An 18,005-nucleotide genomic window follows, 5' to 3' on the forward strand; every position below is an offset into this window, starting at 1 on the left:
TTCCGATTATCAAAAAACGATAATCGGAATCTTTTTTACTATTTCGGGCTAGTTATGTCCCAGCCCCTAAAATAAAGTTGTTTAACTTTTGGTGCAATTAACGAATAACAATCCATAGATGTAACAATAAAGTCGTTTAAATTGATGGTTGTTCAACAATCGGACCATTATATAAGCGCCCGGTTGCAGAAGATTTATAAGCTCCACTCTATTTAAACTAACGCACCCGCTCGTAATATAAGATTAGCCAGATTTTTCTGGTTGACCTTATATTACGAACGGGTGCAATAGTGGAACAAGGAGTTGTCGATTCGGCAGCTCCTATTGTGTTAAAGGGCAGAATAAAGGAGAAACAAAAACCCCAACTAAGCTGAATATGAATTTTGCTTAGTTGAGGTTCTTTGGTTCTACAGGTTTGTCATCTGGCAGTGGCATGCCATCTATATTTAATTTATCTTCAGAATTTGGTAGGGGTAAAAGTGCATTAGGCTTGGCTTCCTTATCGAGGAATTTTTCCAATTCCTTTTCCTGATGTCGCTCTTCTTCTTCAGAAAGTTGGTTGTGATATATATTTCCGTCAATTCTGTTGTTCCATTTTTGACTACTGTCTTCAACATGTTCAGAAATCCCAGTAAAGGCAGTTAGAATGACGCCCAGAAAGACTAATGCCAGGTTTCTCATATTTCCACCACCCTTTTCTTAATTATCCTATGCAAAGCCAATGTATTTTTAACAGGCACTACTATACATTTTCTAGAGAAACCATTATATCCCTTTTATCATAACAGTTAACTGTTTCTCCATAAACGGGCGCAATCCTGGAGTAGGACTGCGCTCTTTCTTTATAAAGAGACAGATTGTCGGAATACTTATTGTACGTATGGGGAGGGTTGGGATGCGTTGCAAAAAAACAAAAGGTGACATATAACTGAAGTTGACCGAAAAAAGACGTCCAAAGGACAAACTCCTTTAGACGCCTTAACTGGTTGCCAACTTTTTTGTAACTGAACAAATCATAACATATTTATTAGGAAAGATCTTTTAAGTTAAAGAAAGATCTTTTGGGTAAAGGAAAGAACTTTTTCGTAAAAGAAAGATCTTTCACGTCAAATAACAATCACAAAACTCTGCTTTCTCTACTTATTCCACCGTTACACTTTTTGCTAGGTTTCTAGGCTTATCTACGTCGCAGCCTCTGTGCAGTGCTGCATAATATGCGATGAGCTGCAGCGGTACAACGGATACTAGCGGGGTCATCAGTTCATGGATGTCTGGTAATACAATCTGGTCGCCTTCTTCTTTTGTAGAATCGGTACTTATAATGCAGGCTTTCGCACCGCGGGCTACTACCTCTTGGACATTACCGCGAATATTCAAATTCACATGTTTTTGAGTCGTAACCGCGACAATTGGCGTACCATCCTCAATCAAGGCAATAGTGCCGTGCTTCAGTTCTCCACCGGCAAATCCTTCTGCCTGAATATAGGAAATTTCTTTTAACTTCAGCGCGCCTTCTTGAACTACGTGGTAATCAAGGGCACGGCCTATAAAGAAGCAATTTCTTGTTTCAAACATATAATCTCGTGCAATTTGTTCCAATTTATCTTTCTGATCGCAAAGTACTTCCATTGCATTGGCAATTAAACCAAGTTCTTGCATCGCATCAAAATCCGTGTTTATTCCTTGTGCATACGCACTATCCATCGCAAGAATAGAGAAAACAGCCATTTGTGCTGTGTAGGCTTTTGTGGAAGCCACTGCAATTTCTGGACCAGCATACGTGTGAAGGGTGAAATCTGCTTCACGAGATAAAGTGGAACCAGGAACGTTGGTAATAGTTAACGAATTATACCCCTGTTTTTTAACATTCACTAATACACCGCGGCAATCTGCGGTTTCACCGCTTTGCGAAATAAAGATAAAGAGCGGTTTCTCGGAAAGCATTGGTTCATTATATAAAAACTCGCTGGCAATATGCACTTCTACCGGTTTTTTTGCTACCTTCTCCATAAGTTCTTTTCCTACAAGACCTGCATGGTAGCTCGTTCCGGCTGCGATAACATAAACACGATCCGCATCATTAATGGCTGATCGAATATCTTGATCCAGCTTAATCTTTCCATTCGCATTTTGGTATTTTTGGATGATATTACGAATAACAAATGGCTGTTCATCAATTTCTTTTAACATAAAGTGATTGTAGGTACCTTTTTCTGTGTCACTTTCGTCAATATCAGTCGTAAACGAATCTCGAGCCACGTTTGTACCGTCGAGGTTTTTCACTTGAACACTGTCTTTTTTCACGATGACTACTTCTTGGTCCATGATTTCAATGAATTCTTTTGTAATATGAAGCATTGCCATCGCGTCGGACGCTACCACGTTAACTCCGTCTCCAATACCGACTAGAAGCGGGCTTTTGTTTTTGCCGACATATATTGTATCGTTGTCCTGATTATCTACCAAAGCGATGGCATAGGATCCGTGCAATAAAGAAAGTGTGCGGCGAAAAGCCTCTTCTGTACTTAGACCATTTTCTGCAAATGTTTCGATGAGCTGTACAATAACTTCTGTATCAGTTTCACTTACAAGCTTTACGTTCTGAAGGTGCTCACGCTTTAGCTGTTGGTAGTTTTCAATTACGCCGTTGTGAACGAGAGTAAATCGTTTGGACACACTTTGGTGCGGGTGCGCATTTTCTTTGCTAGGCGCGCCATGTGTTGCCCAGCGTGTGTGTCCAATCCCCGTCATACCAGCGGCTTCTTTTCCGATTGTCTTTTCCAGTTCAGCAATGCGGCCTTTTTCTTTATATAATTCTAATCCATTATCACCGACAAGAGCGATACCAGCAGAGTCATAGCCTCTGTACTCCAGCTTATGCAGCCCTTTGATGAGAATATCTTTTGCTTGTTCATTTCCGATATATCCTACAATTCCACACATACTGTCATGACCTCCCCAGCGGGGCCATGGCATGCTGCGGGGCATACCACGCCCCGCTCTTATCTTTATTAATTTATTAATCGAGGACGTCAATATTCAAGTTTTTGTTCACAGAGTCACCTCAATGTTTTAACCTGAATTTACGGTTGTGACGTGCAACCGGGAGGCATCCGCCGATGTATCGATGAACCTCCTCCTCGTCAACTGCTCTTTCGTTCCGTCCATAAACAAGCAGTCCGGGCGCTTTAAAGTATGAAGTTTTTGCGATCCTCCTTATCTTTCCTTTAGAATCTTGATTTATCTTACTACAGGCTGCTTCGTTAAGCAATCATTATCTGCTAAGATTTCTTTGAAGGTTTACCCTTTGTGTAACTTCTTCAAACTTCCCCTATATATTATGTTTTTATAAGGGATTTGTTCTATAAAAAATGGTTCATTATCAAACTATGCACAGCCTGCTATGACAGTGCAAGCTGTGCACATACTACATTGTATTTACTCTTTTTTCCCCATATGCTTTTCCACAACAGAAGCTATTTCCTGTACATATTTATCGCAAAGTATTTCTGACTCTGCTTCTGCCATGACACGAACAAGAGGTTCAGTACCTGAAGGACGAACCAATATACGTCCGTTCCCTCCCATATCCGCTTCTACTCTGTCGATAGCCTCTTTAACATAAGAATTGGAGGTAACTTCATACTTATCCGTTACTCGTACATTTACAAGTTTTTGCGGAAATTTCTCCATCTCTCCTGCTAATTCAGATAATGGTTTCCCTGAAGCTTTTATAATATCAACGAGCTGCAGAGCGGTAAGCATACCGTCCCCTGTTTTCACATGATCAAGAAAAATAATATGCCCTGATTGTTCACCGCCAATACTATATCCGCCTTGACGCATCTCTTCCATCACGTACCGATCGCCAACTGCTGTCTTTTTTGCAGCTATGCCGAGTCTTTCAAGAGCCTTATACAGACCAAGATTACTCATAACCGTCGTTACAACCGTATTGTGGGCAAGCATCGCTTCCTGTTTAAGATGCTTAGCGCAAATGTACATGATCTTGTCCCCATCAACATACTGACCTTTTTCGTCAACTGCAATCAATCGATCAGCATCTCCGTCAAATGCCAGCCCAACATCTGCATCTTTTTCTTTCACAAAAGCTGCCAGTGCTTCAGGATGTGTAGAACCTACCCCTGCGTTAATATTAATACCGTCAGGATTATTACCAATTGTAGAAATGTCAGCATCTAAATCTGCAAATAGATGTGGAGCTAACGAAGATGCAGCCCCATGAGCACAGTCAAGCGCAATGTGAAGACCAGAAAAGTCTTCACTTACCGTTTGTTTCAAAAAATGAAGATATTTTTGACCGCCTTCAAAATAATCATTAACAACTCCTATGTTTTTTCCAGTCGGGCGGGGCATTGTATCTTCCTGATCCAATAATGCTTCAATTTCAGCTTCCTGGTCCTCTGAGAGCTTAAATCCATCAGAACCAAAAAATTTAATACCATTATCTTCTACTGGATTATGTGAAGCAGAAATCATCACCCCAGCTTGCGCACTCATTGCCTTTGTAAGATATGACACACCTGGAGTTGATATGACTCCTAAACGCATTACTTCTGCTCCCATTGATAATAACCCGGAAATAAGAGCTCCTTCTAACATTTCTCCTGAGATTCTTGTATCCCTTCCAATAAGAATTTTCGGTTGATCGGCTTCTTTGGTTAGAATATACCCCCCGGCACGGCCGAGACGAAAAGCAAGTTCCGGTGTCAGCTCTGTATTGGCAATACCGCGCACCCCGTCCGTTCCAAAATACTTACCCATACTCCATCTCTCCTTCAGTTCAACAAGATGTACTGGCATGTTCAGAAGTTCCATCTGCTTTTAAAAAATCTTCTTTGTAAATTTCTTCAAATGTTTCTCTAAAGTTTAATCTGCCTCTTCTGTTTCTTCAACGGTGTCTGTCCCCTCATTGTCCTCCGCTTGGGACCATTCAACCTCAATTTCATGAACTTCTGGTTCAATATTGACTTCAGATGGCCCGGAGCTCAAAACAGGCAGTGTTTGCAAGTTCCCTTCTTCCTCTCCATCTTCCCAATCAGCAATTAAAGTAATGTCTTCTTTATTTATGTTCTCTAAAACAGCAGAAGATCCGTAAATCGTTACATCTGAAACACCTTGATCAGGATCTGTAATTTCAAAGGAATAATCTTCTGGAATGTTTTCTACTTCTATCGGAATTTCTTCAAAAGCGGTTTCTTCTCTCTCTCCAACCTCTACTTCCACTTCAACTGTTTCGGGTTGAATGTGTTCTACTCCTTCAGGATATATCAAATCTACTTCTATTAATCCATCACCTTCAATTTCCGATAAATCTAGAATAGCTTCAACATTACTTATGTCTTTAATATCAGGCAGCGGTCCAAAAATTGTTGTTTCTGTTGGATCCATATTAAGCGCTTCTATGCTTAGATTATCAGGCAGTGTTCCTTCCCTCGATAAATTTATCGGTACTTTTTGAAAAGGACTGGTGATTGGCACTTCTACTTCTACAGTTTCTGGATTAATGGGTACATCCAGCTCATTTCCATTTTGATCGTAAGCTACTACCTCAGATTCTGACTCAACCCGCTCATCTGCTCCTTCCGCATCGACAAAAGCTTTCAATGATGCAATTTGATCATGAACAGACGGGGAAGCCTTTACGTCCACTTCAGAAGGAGTAACTTTTGCCCCTCCCAAAGTATAACCTTCAGCTGTTTCCTCTTTATTCATCACCTCTGCCTCTACCGGGTACGAAACTGTTTCTAACTGCTGAAGTTCCACACTTACAAAACGAGGTGTAATAGAAACATCAAGATCAGCAGGAAAGTCACGATATTCCAATCGTACATTATGTACGCCGGCACCTCTGTCTTCAAGATCTACATAAACTTCATAGGCCGGTCTTGATAATTGAAACAGCATAATAGAGGTTTGAGGGCCTCTTAGCTCTACATCAACGGTTTCTTCCAGCTCAACTACTTCATAGTTCTCCTCATCATAGTAAGCATTTACTTCTACATCTTTAATAGTATATGAACTATCATCGTTGTTGTCTGGAAGCACACCTGGCTGATTGCTTATATTATTCATATTTACCATCATATAAAGCATAACCGCAATCAGCAAGGAGACAAATTTGACAAACCAGTGATTATTGAATAATTTATCCATCTTTTTTGCCTCCCCAATGCCACAGCCCCGAGGTATTTTTGACATCAGCAATTAACTCTCGTTCGAGCATAGCCCGTAACGTTTCTTCATCCAGATCTCTATGTAAATCTCCATTTTTAGTTGCAGAAATGCTGCCGGTTTCTTCAGAAACAATAATTGTTAAACAATCCGTCACTTCACTAATCCCTAGGGCAGCTCTGTGGCGTGTTCCCAGCTCTTTTGAAATAAACGGATTTTCCGATAATGGAAGATAACAGGCAGCAGCCGCAATCTCTTGATTTCGTAAAATGACAGCTCCATCATGAAGCGGCGTATTCGGTATAAACGTATTAATTAACAATTCTGATGTAACGGTAGCGTTCATTGGAATACCTGTTTCTACATAATCATTCATACCGGTTTCTCTTTCAATGGATAACAGTGCACCGATACGGCGTTTTGCCATATACTTTACTGATTTCATAATAGCTTCTACTGTTTTAACGGTATCTTCTTCTTCTGGTATAGTTGAGCGCCCAAATAGCCGTCCTCTTCCTAATTGCTCAAGAGCACGCCGTAATTCAGGCTGAAAAATGATAATGATTGCTAAAAGACCGTAAGTAACGGCTTGTGACATGATATACTGTAATGTACGCAGTCCAAAAAAGCTGCTTAAAAACCAAACAGCTAAAATGACAGTAATACCCTTTAACAGCTGTACAGCCCGCGTTCCGCGAATAACAGTTATGAGTTTATAAATAACATACGCAACCAGCGTAATATCTATAACGGTTCCTAACACGCTTAAAAATTGAAAGTCTTCTCCAGGCAACATCGCGCTTCCTCCAATTAGCTCTTGCAAGAAAAAGAAAACAATACACTCATTATAGCATATTTTATTTTCTGCTCGCTTATAGGTCAATTCTATTTATTAGTTTAATCTGATTTATACTGTTAGCGATTTCTTAACAGAAGTAAGAAAAGCGCAAGCGCCCTGGTCAGCCGCGACAGGTTCTGGAGCTTTCGCGCAGGGTCGCCTGCGGCCCGGAGTCGAAAGGGAAGAAACCCCGAGCGGCTGGGCGCTAAGCTAGACATGTAAAACGCCAAATATTTATAATTTCTTACCTTTTAAAAAAGACACCTAGGAAATAGTCGACCTAGGTATCTTCTTTGTTACACAATACCTTTTGTAAAAGTATGTGAAACCTTAATTCTGTATTATTATTCATTATTTTTTTCTTCCCCAAAAGAAAAAACATCAGAAGTTATGCGCTTAGTATGATACCATATCCATTCTAATGCCTGATCGACTTCTTCGATTTCTCCAGACACATTCCCCGCCGATGCTAAGTACTGTTCACCGTTAATGACAGTAAGGTCACCTGTAATTTCTCCTTCGACTTCTACACGCCCGTTTTTAACAAAAAGGTCCCCTTCAACGATTTCTCCTTCTGGTACAATGACCATTCCATTCTCACGATCGATTTTAACATCTTGACTACCAATCACAGTAAGTTCTTCACCTGATTGATCCACCCAAACAGATAGCAGGCTGGAAGTCATTAGAAAAACAAATAATGAAGCAGCTATCAAGATAGGATGCTGTCTCATCCACTTTTTCCAATGTTTTCTTTTCTTTTTTACAGGAAGTCTATCCATCACAGATTCTGTAAAACCTTCTGGCGCTTCAATATGGGAGGAGCTTTGCACAAGCATAACTGCTTTCTTTAATTCTTTATAATGGGCTGCACACTCCTCACATGCATCTAAGTGATTGTAGAACTCCGTACGTTCTGACTCAATCATTTCCCCATCCAAGTATTTGTGCAGTTGGGTTTCGTACTTTTTATTGCAAGCCATTTTTAATTCCTCCCTCCCTACGCATCTTTAAGCCGTTTGCGCAAGGCTTCCCGGCCTCGATGTATGTGTGTCTTAACCGTATTAGCCGGAAGATCTAATATTTCACTAATTTGTTTTATAGGCAAACCTTCTATGTATCGTAATATAATAGCCGATCGGTGCTTTGGAGGCAAGTAGGAAATTTCTCTTTGTACCCATTCCTGCATTTCCATCGTAACTACCTGTTCCTCAGGCAGCTTCTCTGAAGCTGCTACTTGCGAATATCCAGTCAGACCCTCGGTTCCTTGCAATTCGGCGTCTAATGAATAATCGGGCTTTTTTTTCCGCAGGCGGTCAATACATAAATTTGTTGTAATGCGAAATAACCAAGTAGAAAATTTTCTCTTCTCATCGTAGCTTTCTAAATTCGCATACGCTCTTAAAAAGGATTCTTGTGCCATATCCTGTGCTTCATAGCTGTTTCCTGTCATCCGGTATGCAATTTGAAAAACTTTATCTTTATATAAATCTACTAACTCTGCAAATGCATCCTGGTCCTCTTCTTTTTTAATTGCTCTTATCAGCCGTTTAACTACCGCATCCATATCTAAACCTCCACCCATTTGCGGGTATCTTTCTTACGTATTTTCCACTTCATTCGTTTCAAGTTTTAAAAAAATTTCTTTATTATTTTGCTGTTATTTCTTCATGCAAAAATGAACAACCCATTGACCGAGTCGTTCATATTTTATTAATAAATTCAATCAAACGATTGATTTACATTTTTTTCTATGATATTAATTGTAACATGAACATTCATTCATTAGGATGAGGAAATTACAATTCTGTGAAACTGACATTAATTTTGTTTTCAAATCTTTGAAATTGGATAAAAATAAAATTAAATATCATCCACTCGGGGGTGAAAAAAGTGTCTGAGCAGTCTTTGCTGCATGAAATTGAAACGAAACGAGAAAAGTTGAATAGCATCGCATGGAATAAACCTCTGTTTTCTGATGAAGTCGTTCGTTTAAGCAGAGAACTTGATCAACTATTAAATAAATATGACAGTACATTATCTGCAACTAAAGCTTAATAAGCTTAGATGCAAAAAGGGTCTGACTTTTATTTAGAGTCAGACCCTTCCTGCTAATGTGAAAATAACATACAAAGAGCTCTATACACATATGAAGGTGAGAAAGAGATATGAAACGATTACCATTTGCTGGAAATCGAGTGATCAAAACAGGTGTAGCTATTTTAATCACCGCATGGATTTGTCAATTATTAAACTGGCCGCCAGTTTTTGCTGTGATTACCGCTATTGTTACTTTAGAACCTACTGTTTCCGATTCTATCAAAAAAGGAATCATACGTTTACCAGCTTCTGCTCTCGGTTCATTTTATGCCGTGCTTTTTATTTATTTCTTTGATCATTCTCCACTAACTTATGCCCTTGCCGCCGTATTTACCATTGCTACTTGTGTTAAACTAAAACTGCACGCCGGCCTGCTAGTTGCTACTCTTACTGCTGTAGCTATGGTAGAAGTTCTTCACGACAATTACTTTATTTCTTTTTTAATAAGGCTTGGAACCACTACGATCGGCTTATTAGTGTCCACTGCCGTAAATATGTTTATTTTACCCCCAGATTATACACAGGATATTATTCAAAACATTAATAAAATGGCGCAAAATACAGGAACTGCTATCGATAAGGTTTTTAGAAAAGCTCTAGAAAAAGATCAAAAGGACGTCAGCAGCCAAAAAGAATTAATGGATCAATTAGATAAAAAATTACATAAAACAGAATCATTGGTCCGCTATCAAAAAGAAGAATCCAAATTTCATCCTCTGGCGAGCAATGAAAGAGATTTGTTCCACCTTGCCCAGTATCAATTAATTCGACTGCGTTTAATTCGTTACCACATGGACAATTTACTTAATACACCGCTAGAAACCATTTCTTGGTCAGCTGAAGAAAGAACGGTGATTATGCAAGCGGTTCGTCATTTAGCAGAAAGTATGAAAAGCGATACTTATTACGATCAGCCGATTCATCACAAACAAGTACGTCACTTAATGGAATTGTTTTGGGAAGAAAATGAGGAAATTACAAAAAATAACAATCAGCACCCCACCCATTTTCCGCCAGAACTAATTGTTCTATATGAATTGGTATCGATTTACGAACAAGTCGAAGCATTTTATAGGAATATGCGTTAGGCCCTTAAGACTTGGCATTCGACCAAGTCTTAAGGCATAAACTGTCTTTTATCCTTAACATCTTGCCTGCATGATGCAAAACAATTTAACCACAAAAAAACACAGTTTCCGCACTGTGATTTAAATATAAACTATAAACTATTAATGGTGGAGCCTAGCGGGATCGAACCGCTGACCTCCTGCGTGCAAGGCAGGCGCTCTCCCAGCTGAGCTAAGGCCCCAAATATGTATGGTATGGAGCGGGTGATGGGAATCGAACCCACGACATCAGCTTGGAAGGCTGAGGTTTTACCACTAAACTACACCCGCATAATGGAGCGGAAGACGGGATTCGAACCCGCGACCCCTACCTTGGCAAGGTAGTGTTCTACCACTGAACTACTTCCGCGTCCGAAAAAGGTTATATTATGTAATTTACAGTTAATGGTGAGCCATGGAGGATTCGAACCTCCGACCCTCTGATTAAAAGTCAGATGCTCTACCAACTGAGCTAATGGCTCTTATTTAATTCAGTACTTTACTTTGTTAGTACTTTTTCGCCGATATTTTGTGCTCGTCGCTCATGCATTGCTTCTGCTCCTCGCAAACCTACAGAAATGATATTCATTAACGTTTACGGTTCGCTAATAAGCAACTAAAGAGTATTGTACAATAATTTGTCCTGTAATACAAATTTTAAACAAATGGTGGAGGGGGACGGACTCGAACCGCCGAACCCAGAGGGAGCAGATTTACAGTCTGCCGCGTTTGGCCAACTTCGCTACCCCTCCAATTAAGTAAGGCACCGTTCTATTTAAACAAACCATTAGAACTTTGTCAATGGTTTTCGGTATGTAAGAGAAATAATGGTGACCCGTAGGGGATTCGAACCCCTGTTACCGCCGTGAAAGGGCGGTGTCTTAACCACTTGACCAACGGGCCACATTTGCAAGAAAGAAGAGCCTCTCTTGCTGACATATGATATTATATCTTAATGCAGTAAATTGTTGCAAGGTTTTTTTAGATTTTTTTTGAATTATTTTAGAAAACTCTGCTTGCCACCGAATTTTTATGGAAGCCGCACCTTATACTTTAATCCTTTAGCAAAGACAAACTTTCCTAAAGTAAAAAAATTTATTTCTGCAGAGTAAGAAAAATCATTTGTCTTTAAACGAATGTCCTTCAACTTTAAGATAATGTTATGAATGCCACAGGAGACATATGCTTTCAGGCACAGGTCAAAGGATCTTCTGTTACGTTCGTAAACTCCCACTCCGGTCGTAGAAGTCACCACATCGTGCGGAACTACGTTCTGTCGGTTGAATCTTGTCATTTGTCCTTCCTGTATACGAAAAAAACAGTGCAATGAAGAAACCGCCCCTGTCGTTTCGGGACGGTTTCTCTTAAGTCGATACATTATGGTTTATTCGACTTAGATCCGCCTTTTACTCCTTCTGCGCTTTGCAGAGAGAAAAGGTTAGAGTCAATCGAGAATGTTAGCTTATCTCGTTCGCGCTTTCGTTTCAAAGCGAGTTGAATTAGCTGGTGAGTTAATTGTGTATAATTTTTGCCTGCTGGATCCCATAGATAAAAAGACAAGGACCCGGGAATAGTATTAATTTCATTAACGTAAACCTTATTTTTCGTTTGATCAATTAAAAAATCAATACGAGACACTCCACTGCAGCCAAGAATTTGAAACGTGTCTTTTGCGAGTTCCTGCACTTCCGTCGCAGTCTTATCATCAAGAGGGGCAGGAATGACACGATCTGTACTCTCCATTCCTTTTGCTGCATCTCCGCCTTTTCCACCGCCTTGATATTTATCCTGATAACTTAATATTTCCTCTGATTTCAATACTTCTTCAAGCACAGAAGCTTCCACTTCTTCATAATCTCCAAGAACAGAGCAGTTAACTTCTTTCATATCTTGAACCATATATTCTACTAAAATTTTTGACGCAAAGGACATTGCTTCTTCTACTGCTTCTTCAAGTTCCTCACGAGTTTGTGCTTTATTAATCCCAACACTAGAGCCCAAATTTGCTGGCTTTACAACGACTGGAAAATCGAGACGTTCTTCGATCATATTTATAATATCTTCACTATCGTCTGTCCAATGACTGCTGTAAAACCAAACATAATCTAAAACAGGAAGGTTGGAATCTCTAAGTATTTGCTTCATCATCACTTTATCCATACCAGCGGCAGATGACATTACGTCACAGCCAACATAAGGAAGATCGTATAACTCAAAAAGACCCTGCAGAACTCCGTCCTCACCAAATGTTCCATGAACAATTGGAAAAGCGACATCGATTTCTGCAACAGAACGCTTACCGAACTTAGGAACCGGATCTTTTTGCAATATTACGCTTCCGTTATCCGATTTAGTTACCGAGACTTTTTGAGCGTTTTCTAAAAGCCGCTTTAAATCTTTATATGCTTCAATTTCAAGGAGCTTATCCCCGGTGTACCAGTTTCTATCCTTGCTGATGTAAATAGGAACTGCCTCATATTGGCTGTCATCCATTGCTTTGATTGCTTGAAGAGCAGAGATAACGGACACCTCATGCTCGACAGAAACTCCGCCAAAAAATACACCCACTCTGGTTTTCATTACGGTTTTCCCTCTCTTCCTCACTCATTAAAAGTATCCGGTAAATCATTTTCCAACAGTACCACCGATTTTTGTACGGCCGCCTGGTTCATTTTATCCAATGCATCCTGAAGATTAGCCGCAACATAATATTGGTCTTCAGGGTATCCTTTTTCAACCAAACCATCCTGTAATGGACGAGTTTGTTTTTCCCCAACTAGAATGACAAAGTCACACACTTCTGCCGCATATTCAGCAAATGTTTTATTTAATTCATATTCTTTTTCCCCAAGCTCTATCATTCCAGGTGTAACTAACATTTTGTATTCAGGCATTTGCCCTAGTACTTCAAGAGCCATGCGAGACCCTACTGGGTTGGAATTAAAACTGTCATCAATAATGGTTATGTTTCCAGAAGGCTTTTTCAGTTCAAGACGATGCTCTACTGGCTGAACACTCTTAATCGCCCGTGCTATCTTTTCTAGCGGTATCCCTTTTTCCGACCCGATAGCAATGGCTGCTAAAATATTATAGATGTTATGACGTCCCAGCAGCTTCGTTTGAACCTGTACCGTGCTGCCGTCGTATTTGTATACCATGAATTCTGAACCTTTTGAGGAATATCGTATATCTGCTGCACGGTAATGAAGATCAGCTGCTTCAATACCATAAAAAATCGTCCGGCATTTGTTACGCTGGTTATAGGACATGATGTTTTGATCATCTTTATTTAGAAAAGCCGTCCCTTCATGCGGGAGAGTCTCTATTAATTCAAACTTTGTTTTTTTGATGTTTTCTAACGTCTTGAACGTTTCTAAATGCTGTTCACCAATCGCGGTTAGGATCCCATATTTTTGATGAACGAGTTCGCATATTTCTTGAATATCATGCTCTTGCTTTGCTCCCATTTCAGCAATAAAGATGTCATGGTATGGCTTAAGCATAGAACGAATGGTTCTAGTAACCCCCATTTTCGTATTATAGCTTTCTGGTGTCATTAACACGTTAAACTGCGAAGACAGCACAGTTTCTAAAATATGTTTTGTGCTTGTTTTGCCATAACTGCCTGTTATCCCAATAACTTCAAGATTAGGCATGGATTTAATAATTTTTTCTGCATCATGAAAATAGTATTGATTAATTTGATTTTCAATCGGCCAGTTCAATACATTAGCTGCCATCGTGTAAAAGTATGTCAGGATGGTTGCTGCAATGGTTAAAAGAACGAACCAAAAAAGAGAACGATCTTCTCCTGCTCCTAGCAGCAATCCGACACCTGCTGTGATTACGTACAGGATAGCAGTCGTAATAAATAAACGTTTTACTCTTGGTGTAATGACAAGCTTCTTTTTTTCCTGCTCTTCTTTCAATGTGTACGCCATTGCCCCGAAGATAACTGCTCCCAAAAGCAGTGCCCAAACGGAGCTTCCGAACAAAAATGGGAGCAGCGCTAGTGCAAGAAGGTAGTTGCGCGCAGGAAATACCCGGCTTGAGTTTGAAGTCATCCAATGCCAAAACCGTTCGTTTCGATAAGAATTTAATTGAAGCATATGCGCACTTTTCTTGATAAGCCTGGCTGTATAATAGCTCCAGGCAGCTAAAAAGATTATCGTTAAAATAGCTGTCATGAACTTTGCCCCTCCTTATCCTTTTGAAGGAAAGAATCGAGCACGATCAGAAATTGATTCAGTTTATCCAAATAGGCATAATGACCCGCCTTTTCTAAGATCACAAGACCAGCATCGGGAATCATTTCTTCCATCAATTGACCATCTGCTACAGGAGTTGCTTCATCATTTTCCCCCCACACAAGCAGCGTCGGCACATTAATATGAGGAAGATGGTGGCGTAAATCTTCATTTACTACCTTTACCATTGTCTGCTGCATCGTACCCGAGACATTTTTATAATCTGCTGAACCTAATTTCCCTTTAACTTTTGTTAAAATGACTTCTTCGTACCTATTAATAACTGGAAGCTTCAACAGTTTTTTAAAAGCTTTATAGGTATATACTTTGACGTAATACTTCAACTTTCGTCTTGGTTTAATACCGGCACTGTCCACTAACACCACTTTGCGAACAGTGTGCGAAGAAGCATATTTTATAGAGACTCTGCCTCCAAACGAATGTCCAACAAGAATTGGCTGATCAATTTCTAATTTGCTCAGGAACTTTCCAAGCATTTCTGTATAATCTCCTACCGTCCACGGTTCGGGTGGTTCTTCACTTTCCCCAAAACCCGGAAAGTCAATCGACCATACTTTAAAATGTTTTTCTAGCGATTGATGAACAGGGGCAAAAGCTTGAATATTAGCGCCCCATCCATGCAGAAGCACCACGTTCGCTCCTTCTCCGGAGACATGGTAATTTACTTTCACCCCGTCTATATCGATGTTCACAACATTAACGCTCCTATTCTTTTAAAGCTTCTATGTATTATTAAATGAAAAATCGATTGTTTTGTACACAATAACACCACTATATCTTATCATATCAGAAAGTAAACGAGAATTGTCTCTTTTGTCCTGTTTCATGAATCGATAAACGTTCATTAAATGCTCACCCTTTTTTATTTTCACTTTTGTTGGTTTGTGATATATTTCACATAATAATCCTATTTTACTGTAAGCAAAACACGGGTAGTATATATATACTGCATTCGTGAAGGGAGAATGCCTAATGTTTATGGAATATGATCCAGCAATGTACAGCAGGATATTAACAGGACTTACACTCGGTTTTCATATTATATTTGCTACAATCGGCGTCGGTATACCTTTAATGATTGCACTAGCAGAATGGATGGGAATTCGTAAAAATGACCCGCACTATCGTCTTCTTGCCCGTCGGTGGGCCAGAGGATTTGTCGTGACTGTAGCAGTAGGCGTAGTGACAGGTACAGCAATTGGGCTGCAGTTAAGTTTATTATGGCCGAACTTTATGCAGCTTGCCGGACAGACAATTTCGCTGCCATTGTTTATGGAAGTCTTTGCATTTTTCTTTGAAGCCATCTTTTTAGGTATCTACTTATATACTTGGGACCGGTTCAAAAGCAAAATGAAACACTTTTTGTTGATCATTCCTGTCGTCATTGGAGCATCTTTTTCCGCTTTTTTTATAACGACAGTTAATTCCTTTATGAACGCACCGCAAGGCTTTGAACTGGTGAATGGTGTCATTACCGACATTGATCCAATTGCAGCCATGTTTAATCCGGCAACCCCGACAAAAACTGCTCACGTCATTATCACTTGTTACTTAACTTCGGCTTTTGTACTTGGCATGATTGGGGCATTTAAGATATTAAAAGGCGATAGACATGTTTACCATAAAAAAGCTCTTCATTTAACAATGATGTCTGCCTTTGTGTTTTCAATTGCTACCGTGGTTATTGGCGACCTTTCCGGAAAATACTTAGCTGAGTACCAGCCGGAAAAATTAGCAGCAGCTGAATGGCATTTTGAGACAGAAGAAGAAGCCCCGCTTGTTCTCGGAGGTTACTTAGACAATAACGGAGAGATTAAGTATGCAATGGAAATCCCGTATGCATTAAGTATCCTTGCACATGGCACTCCTGGAGCAGAAGTAATTGGGCTGGACCAATTTCCAGAAGAAGATACCCCGCCTCTTATCATTCATTATTTTTTCGATGGGATGGTTTTCATAGGAATGTATCTTTCCTTTGTCTCAATGATTTATCTGCTCCTAAGCTGGAAAAAGCAGGAACTCATGCATAGTAAGGTTCTTTTGTGGAGCATTATTGCCGGTGGACCGCTTTCCATATTAGCAATTGAACTTGGCTGGGTGTTTGCTGAAATCGGGCGCCAGCCTTGGATTCTATATGGGATTATGCGTACTCCTGAAGGGGCAACGACATCTGATCACGTGGATGCTATGCTTTATCTCTTTATCGGGCTTTATGCCATCCTCGGTTTGTCTTGCTCCATTGTTCTTAAGAAAATGTTTAATAACAACCCAGCTGCACATGAACTAGAGCAAAGAGGACTTGAAGATCGAGGTGAGCGGACATGAGTTATGAAGTTATCGGAATCAGCGTCTTATGGTTTTTCTTATATGGCTACTTAATTGTTGCATCGGTTGATTTCGGCGCTGGTTTTTTTCACTTTTACAACAAGGTGTCCCATAAAAATTATCAAGTGAACAAATTGATTCAACGTTACCTTTCACCAGTTTGGGAAGTTACGAATGTCTTTTTAGTTTTCTTTTTTGTCGGGATCATTGGTTTTTTCCCCGACACTGCTTATTATTACGGAACCGCTCTGTTGGTTCCAGGAAGCATTTCGATCGTTCTCATTGCCATACGCGGGTCGTATTATGCCTTTAATACGTATGGTTCAAAAGACAGCAAAATTTATTCTTTTCTTTATGGAATGAGCGGATTGTTGATCCCCGCTTCTTTTACGATTGTGCTCACGATTTCCGAAGGAAGTTATCTCGATATTTCAAATGGTAATGTCACCTTAATGCTTGGAGAACTTTTAACAAGCGCGTACTCTTGGAGTGTTGTTTTTTTAGCGATTGTCAGCGTACTGTTTATTTCTGCTTCTTTTTTAACTTATTATGCTTATAAAGCAGGTGATGTTCCATCTTATTATCTTTTCCGGCGCTACACAATGTTTTGGTCGATCCCAACAATACTCGCAAGTGTGTTAATTTTCTTTGCAATACGTCATCACAACCCTGAACATTTTAGCAGTATGCTTGATCTCAGCTGGATGTTTATTTTATCCCTGTTGTTTTTTCTGACAGCTGTGTTTTTCATATATAAAAAAAGACACCTGGGTGCAGCTTTTATTCTAGTCATGCTGCAATTTTTCAGTGCATGGTTCGGATATGGGGCTTCTCATCTTCCGTATTTGTTATATCCTCACCTCACCATTTATGACGGCTTTGTAAATGAAACGATGGCTATAGCATTAATTATGGCTTTTCTTGCCGGACTGCTTTTATTGATACCTTCCCTTTACCTGTTAATGCGGTTGTTTTTGTTTGATGCGGACTACATTCAAGGGAATAAATAAAAAGGAGCTGTTAAAAATGTTTAACCTTGATTATATATTGATTATGATTGCTCCTCATTTGGTACTAGGTGCGGCTGTTCTAGGCGTTTTTCTATGGGGCGGCCGGCGAAAAGATTATTTTGAAGATAAATCAGCCGACGATTAGGAAAACTCGGCGTAGCGC

General features: G+C 39.8%; 15 protein-coding genes and 6 tRNA genes. 5 read left to right on the forward strand and 16 right to left on the reverse strand.

All coding sequences use genetic code 11. The features are described from left to right. Positions 1 to 387: 387 nt before the first annotated feature. The 7 genes from FZF09_RS20635 to sigW all read right to left on the reverse strand — a co-directional run bounded on the left by FZF09_RS20635 (position 388) and on the right by sigW (position 8,600). Positions 388 to 681, reverse strand: a complete 294-nt coding sequence (locus FZF09_RS20635) for a hypothetical protein (protein WP_158738452.1) — start codon at positions 679 to 681, stop codon at positions 388 to 390. A gap of 459 nt (positions 682 to 1,140) precedes the next feature. Continuing rightward, positions 1,141 to 2,943: a glutamine--fructose-6-phosphate transaminase (isomerizing) gene (gene glmS / locus FZF09_RS20640; protein ID WP_158738483.1), complete on the reverse strand. Its 1,803-nt coding sequence runs from the start codon at positions 2,941 to 2,943 to the stop codon at positions 1,141 to 1,143. A 495-nt stretch (positions 2,944 to 3,438) separates the two neighbouring features. Further along, on the reverse strand, positions 3,439 to 4,785 hold the full coding sequence (gene glmM, locus FZF09_RS20645) for a phosphoglucosamine mutase (protein ID WP_158738453.1): 1,347 nt from the start codon (positions 4,783 to 4,785) through the stop codon (positions 3,439 to 3,441). Positions 4,786 to 4,890: 105 nt separating this feature from the next. Beyond that, a complete protein-coding gene (locus FZF09_RS20650; RefSeq protein WP_158738454.1) occupies positions 4,891 to 6,177 on the reverse strand; it encodes a CdaR family protein in 1,287 nt (428 codons plus the stop codon). Continuing rightward, a complete protein-coding gene (gene cdaA / locus FZF09_RS20655) occupies positions 6,170 to 6,991 on the reverse strand; it encodes a diadenylate cyclase CdaA (protein ID WP_304503076.1) in 822 nt (273 codons plus the stop codon). The genes FZF09_RS20650 and cdaA overlap by 8 nt, the downstream gene beginning before the upstream one ends. Positions 6,992 to 7,377: 386 nt before the next feature. Continuing rightward, positions 7,378 to 8,016: an anti-sigma factor family protein gene (locus tag FZF09_RS20660; protein WP_158738455.1), complete on the reverse strand. Its 639-nt coding sequence runs from the start codon at positions 8,014 to 8,016 to the stop codon at positions 7,378 to 7,380. Between the two features lie 17 nt (positions 8,017 to 8,033). After that, positions 8,034 to 8,600, reverse strand: coding sequence for an RNA polymerase sigma factor SigW (gene sigW, locus FZF09_RS20665; RefSeq protein WP_158738456.1), 567 nt, complete (start codon positions 8,598 to 8,600; stop codon positions 8,034 to 8,036). A 326-nt stretch (positions 8,601 to 8,926) separates the two neighbouring features. On the opposite strand from sigW, the gene FZF09_RS20670 reads away from it, so the two are divergent. Both FZF09_RS20670 and FZF09_RS20675 read left to right on the forward strand, forming a co-directional pair. Then, complete coding sequence (locus tag FZF09_RS20670) at positions 8,927 to 9,091, forward strand: aspartyl-phosphate phosphatase Spo0E family protein (RefSeq protein ID WP_158738457.1); 165 nt, start codon at positions 8,927 to 8,929, stop codon at positions 9,089 to 9,091. A 110-nt stretch (positions 9,092 to 9,201) separates the two neighbouring features. Beyond that, on the forward strand, positions 9,202 to 10,221 hold the full coding sequence (locus FZF09_RS20675) for an aromatic acid exporter family protein (protein WP_158738458.1): 1,020 nt from the start codon (positions 9,202 to 9,204) through the stop codon (positions 10,219 to 10,221). Between the two features lie 145 nt (positions 10,222 to 10,366). Here FZF09_RS20675 and FZF09_RS20680 read toward each other — a convergent pair. The 9 genes from FZF09_RS20680 to FZF09_RS20720 form a co-directional block, all read right to left on the reverse strand. Further along, positions 10,367 to 10,442, reverse strand: a tRNA-Ala gene (locus tag FZF09_RS20680). A gap of 14 nt (positions 10,443 to 10,456) precedes the next feature. After that, positions 10,457 to 10,530, reverse strand: a tRNA-Gly gene (locus FZF09_RS20685). A 4-nt stretch (positions 10,531 to 10,534) separates the two neighbouring features. Further along, positions 10,535 to 10,609 (reverse strand) — tRNA-Gly (locus FZF09_RS20690). 36 nt (positions 10,610 to 10,645) lie between these two features. Next, a tRNA-Lys gene (locus tag FZF09_RS20695) sits at positions 10,646 to 10,721 on the reverse strand. A 184-nt stretch (positions 10,722 to 10,905) separates the two neighbouring features. Beyond that, positions 10,906 to 10,991, reverse strand: a tRNA-Tyr gene (locus tag FZF09_RS20700). Between the two features lie 76 nt (positions 10,992 to 11,067). Continuing rightward, positions 11,068 to 11,142 (reverse strand) — tRNA-Glu (locus tag FZF09_RS20705). Positions 11,143 to 11,616: 474 nt separating this feature from the next. After that, positions 11,617 to 12,819, reverse strand: a complete 1,203-nt coding sequence (locus FZF09_RS20710) for a D-alanine--D-alanine ligase family protein (protein WP_158738459.1) — start codon at positions 12,817 to 12,819, stop codon at positions 11,617 to 11,619. Positions 12,820 to 12,839: 20 nt separating this feature from the next. Further along, positions 12,840 to 14,426: a UDP-N-acetylmuramoyl-tripeptide--D-alanyl-D-alanine ligase gene (locus FZF09_RS20715; RefSeq protein ID WP_158738460.1), complete on the reverse strand. Its 1,587-nt coding sequence runs from the start codon at positions 14,424 to 14,426 to the stop codon at positions 12,840 to 12,842. Then, positions 14,423 to 15,199, reverse strand: a complete 777-nt coding sequence (locus tag FZF09_RS20720) for an alpha/beta fold hydrolase (RefSeq protein WP_158738461.1) — start codon at positions 15,197 to 15,199, stop codon at positions 14,423 to 14,425. Before FZF09_RS20720 ends, FZF09_RS20715 begins: the two co-directional genes overlap by 4 nt. A 280-nt stretch (positions 15,200 to 15,479) precedes the next feature. On the opposite strand from FZF09_RS20720, the gene FZF09_RS20725 reads away from it, so the two are divergent. From FZF09_RS20725 to cydS, 3 genes are read left to right on the forward strand one after another with little or no spacing between them, the layout of a single operon-like run. Continuing rightward, positions 15,480 to 16,832: a cytochrome ubiquinol oxidase subunit I gene (locus tag FZF09_RS20725; protein WP_370514515.1), complete on the forward strand. Its 1,353-nt coding sequence runs from the start codon at positions 15,480 to 15,482 to the stop codon at positions 16,830 to 16,832. Further along, positions 16,829 to 17,842 (forward strand): cytochrome d ubiquinol oxidase subunit II, encoded by a 1,014-nt coding sequence (locus FZF09_RS20730; protein ID WP_158738462.1) that lies wholly within the window; start codon positions 16,829 to 16,831, stop codon positions 17,840 to 17,842. The genes FZF09_RS20725 and FZF09_RS20730 overlap by 4 nt, the downstream gene beginning before the upstream one ends. Positions 17,843 to 17,858: 16 nt before the next feature. Then, the gene (cydS, locus tag FZF09_RS23185) at positions 17,859 to 17,987 is read left to right on the forward strand and encodes a cytochrome bd oxidase small subunit CydS family protein (protein ID WP_255450615.1); all 129 of its coding nucleotides are present in this window, start codon (positions 17,859 to 17,861) and stop codon (positions 17,985 to 17,987) included. Positions 17,988 to 18,005 lie beyond the last annotated feature (18 nt).

This window comes from Alteribacillus sp. YIM 98480, assembly GCF_009765375.1.
Lineage (GTDB): Bacteria > Bacillota > Bacilli > Bacillales > Marinococcaceae > Alteribacillus.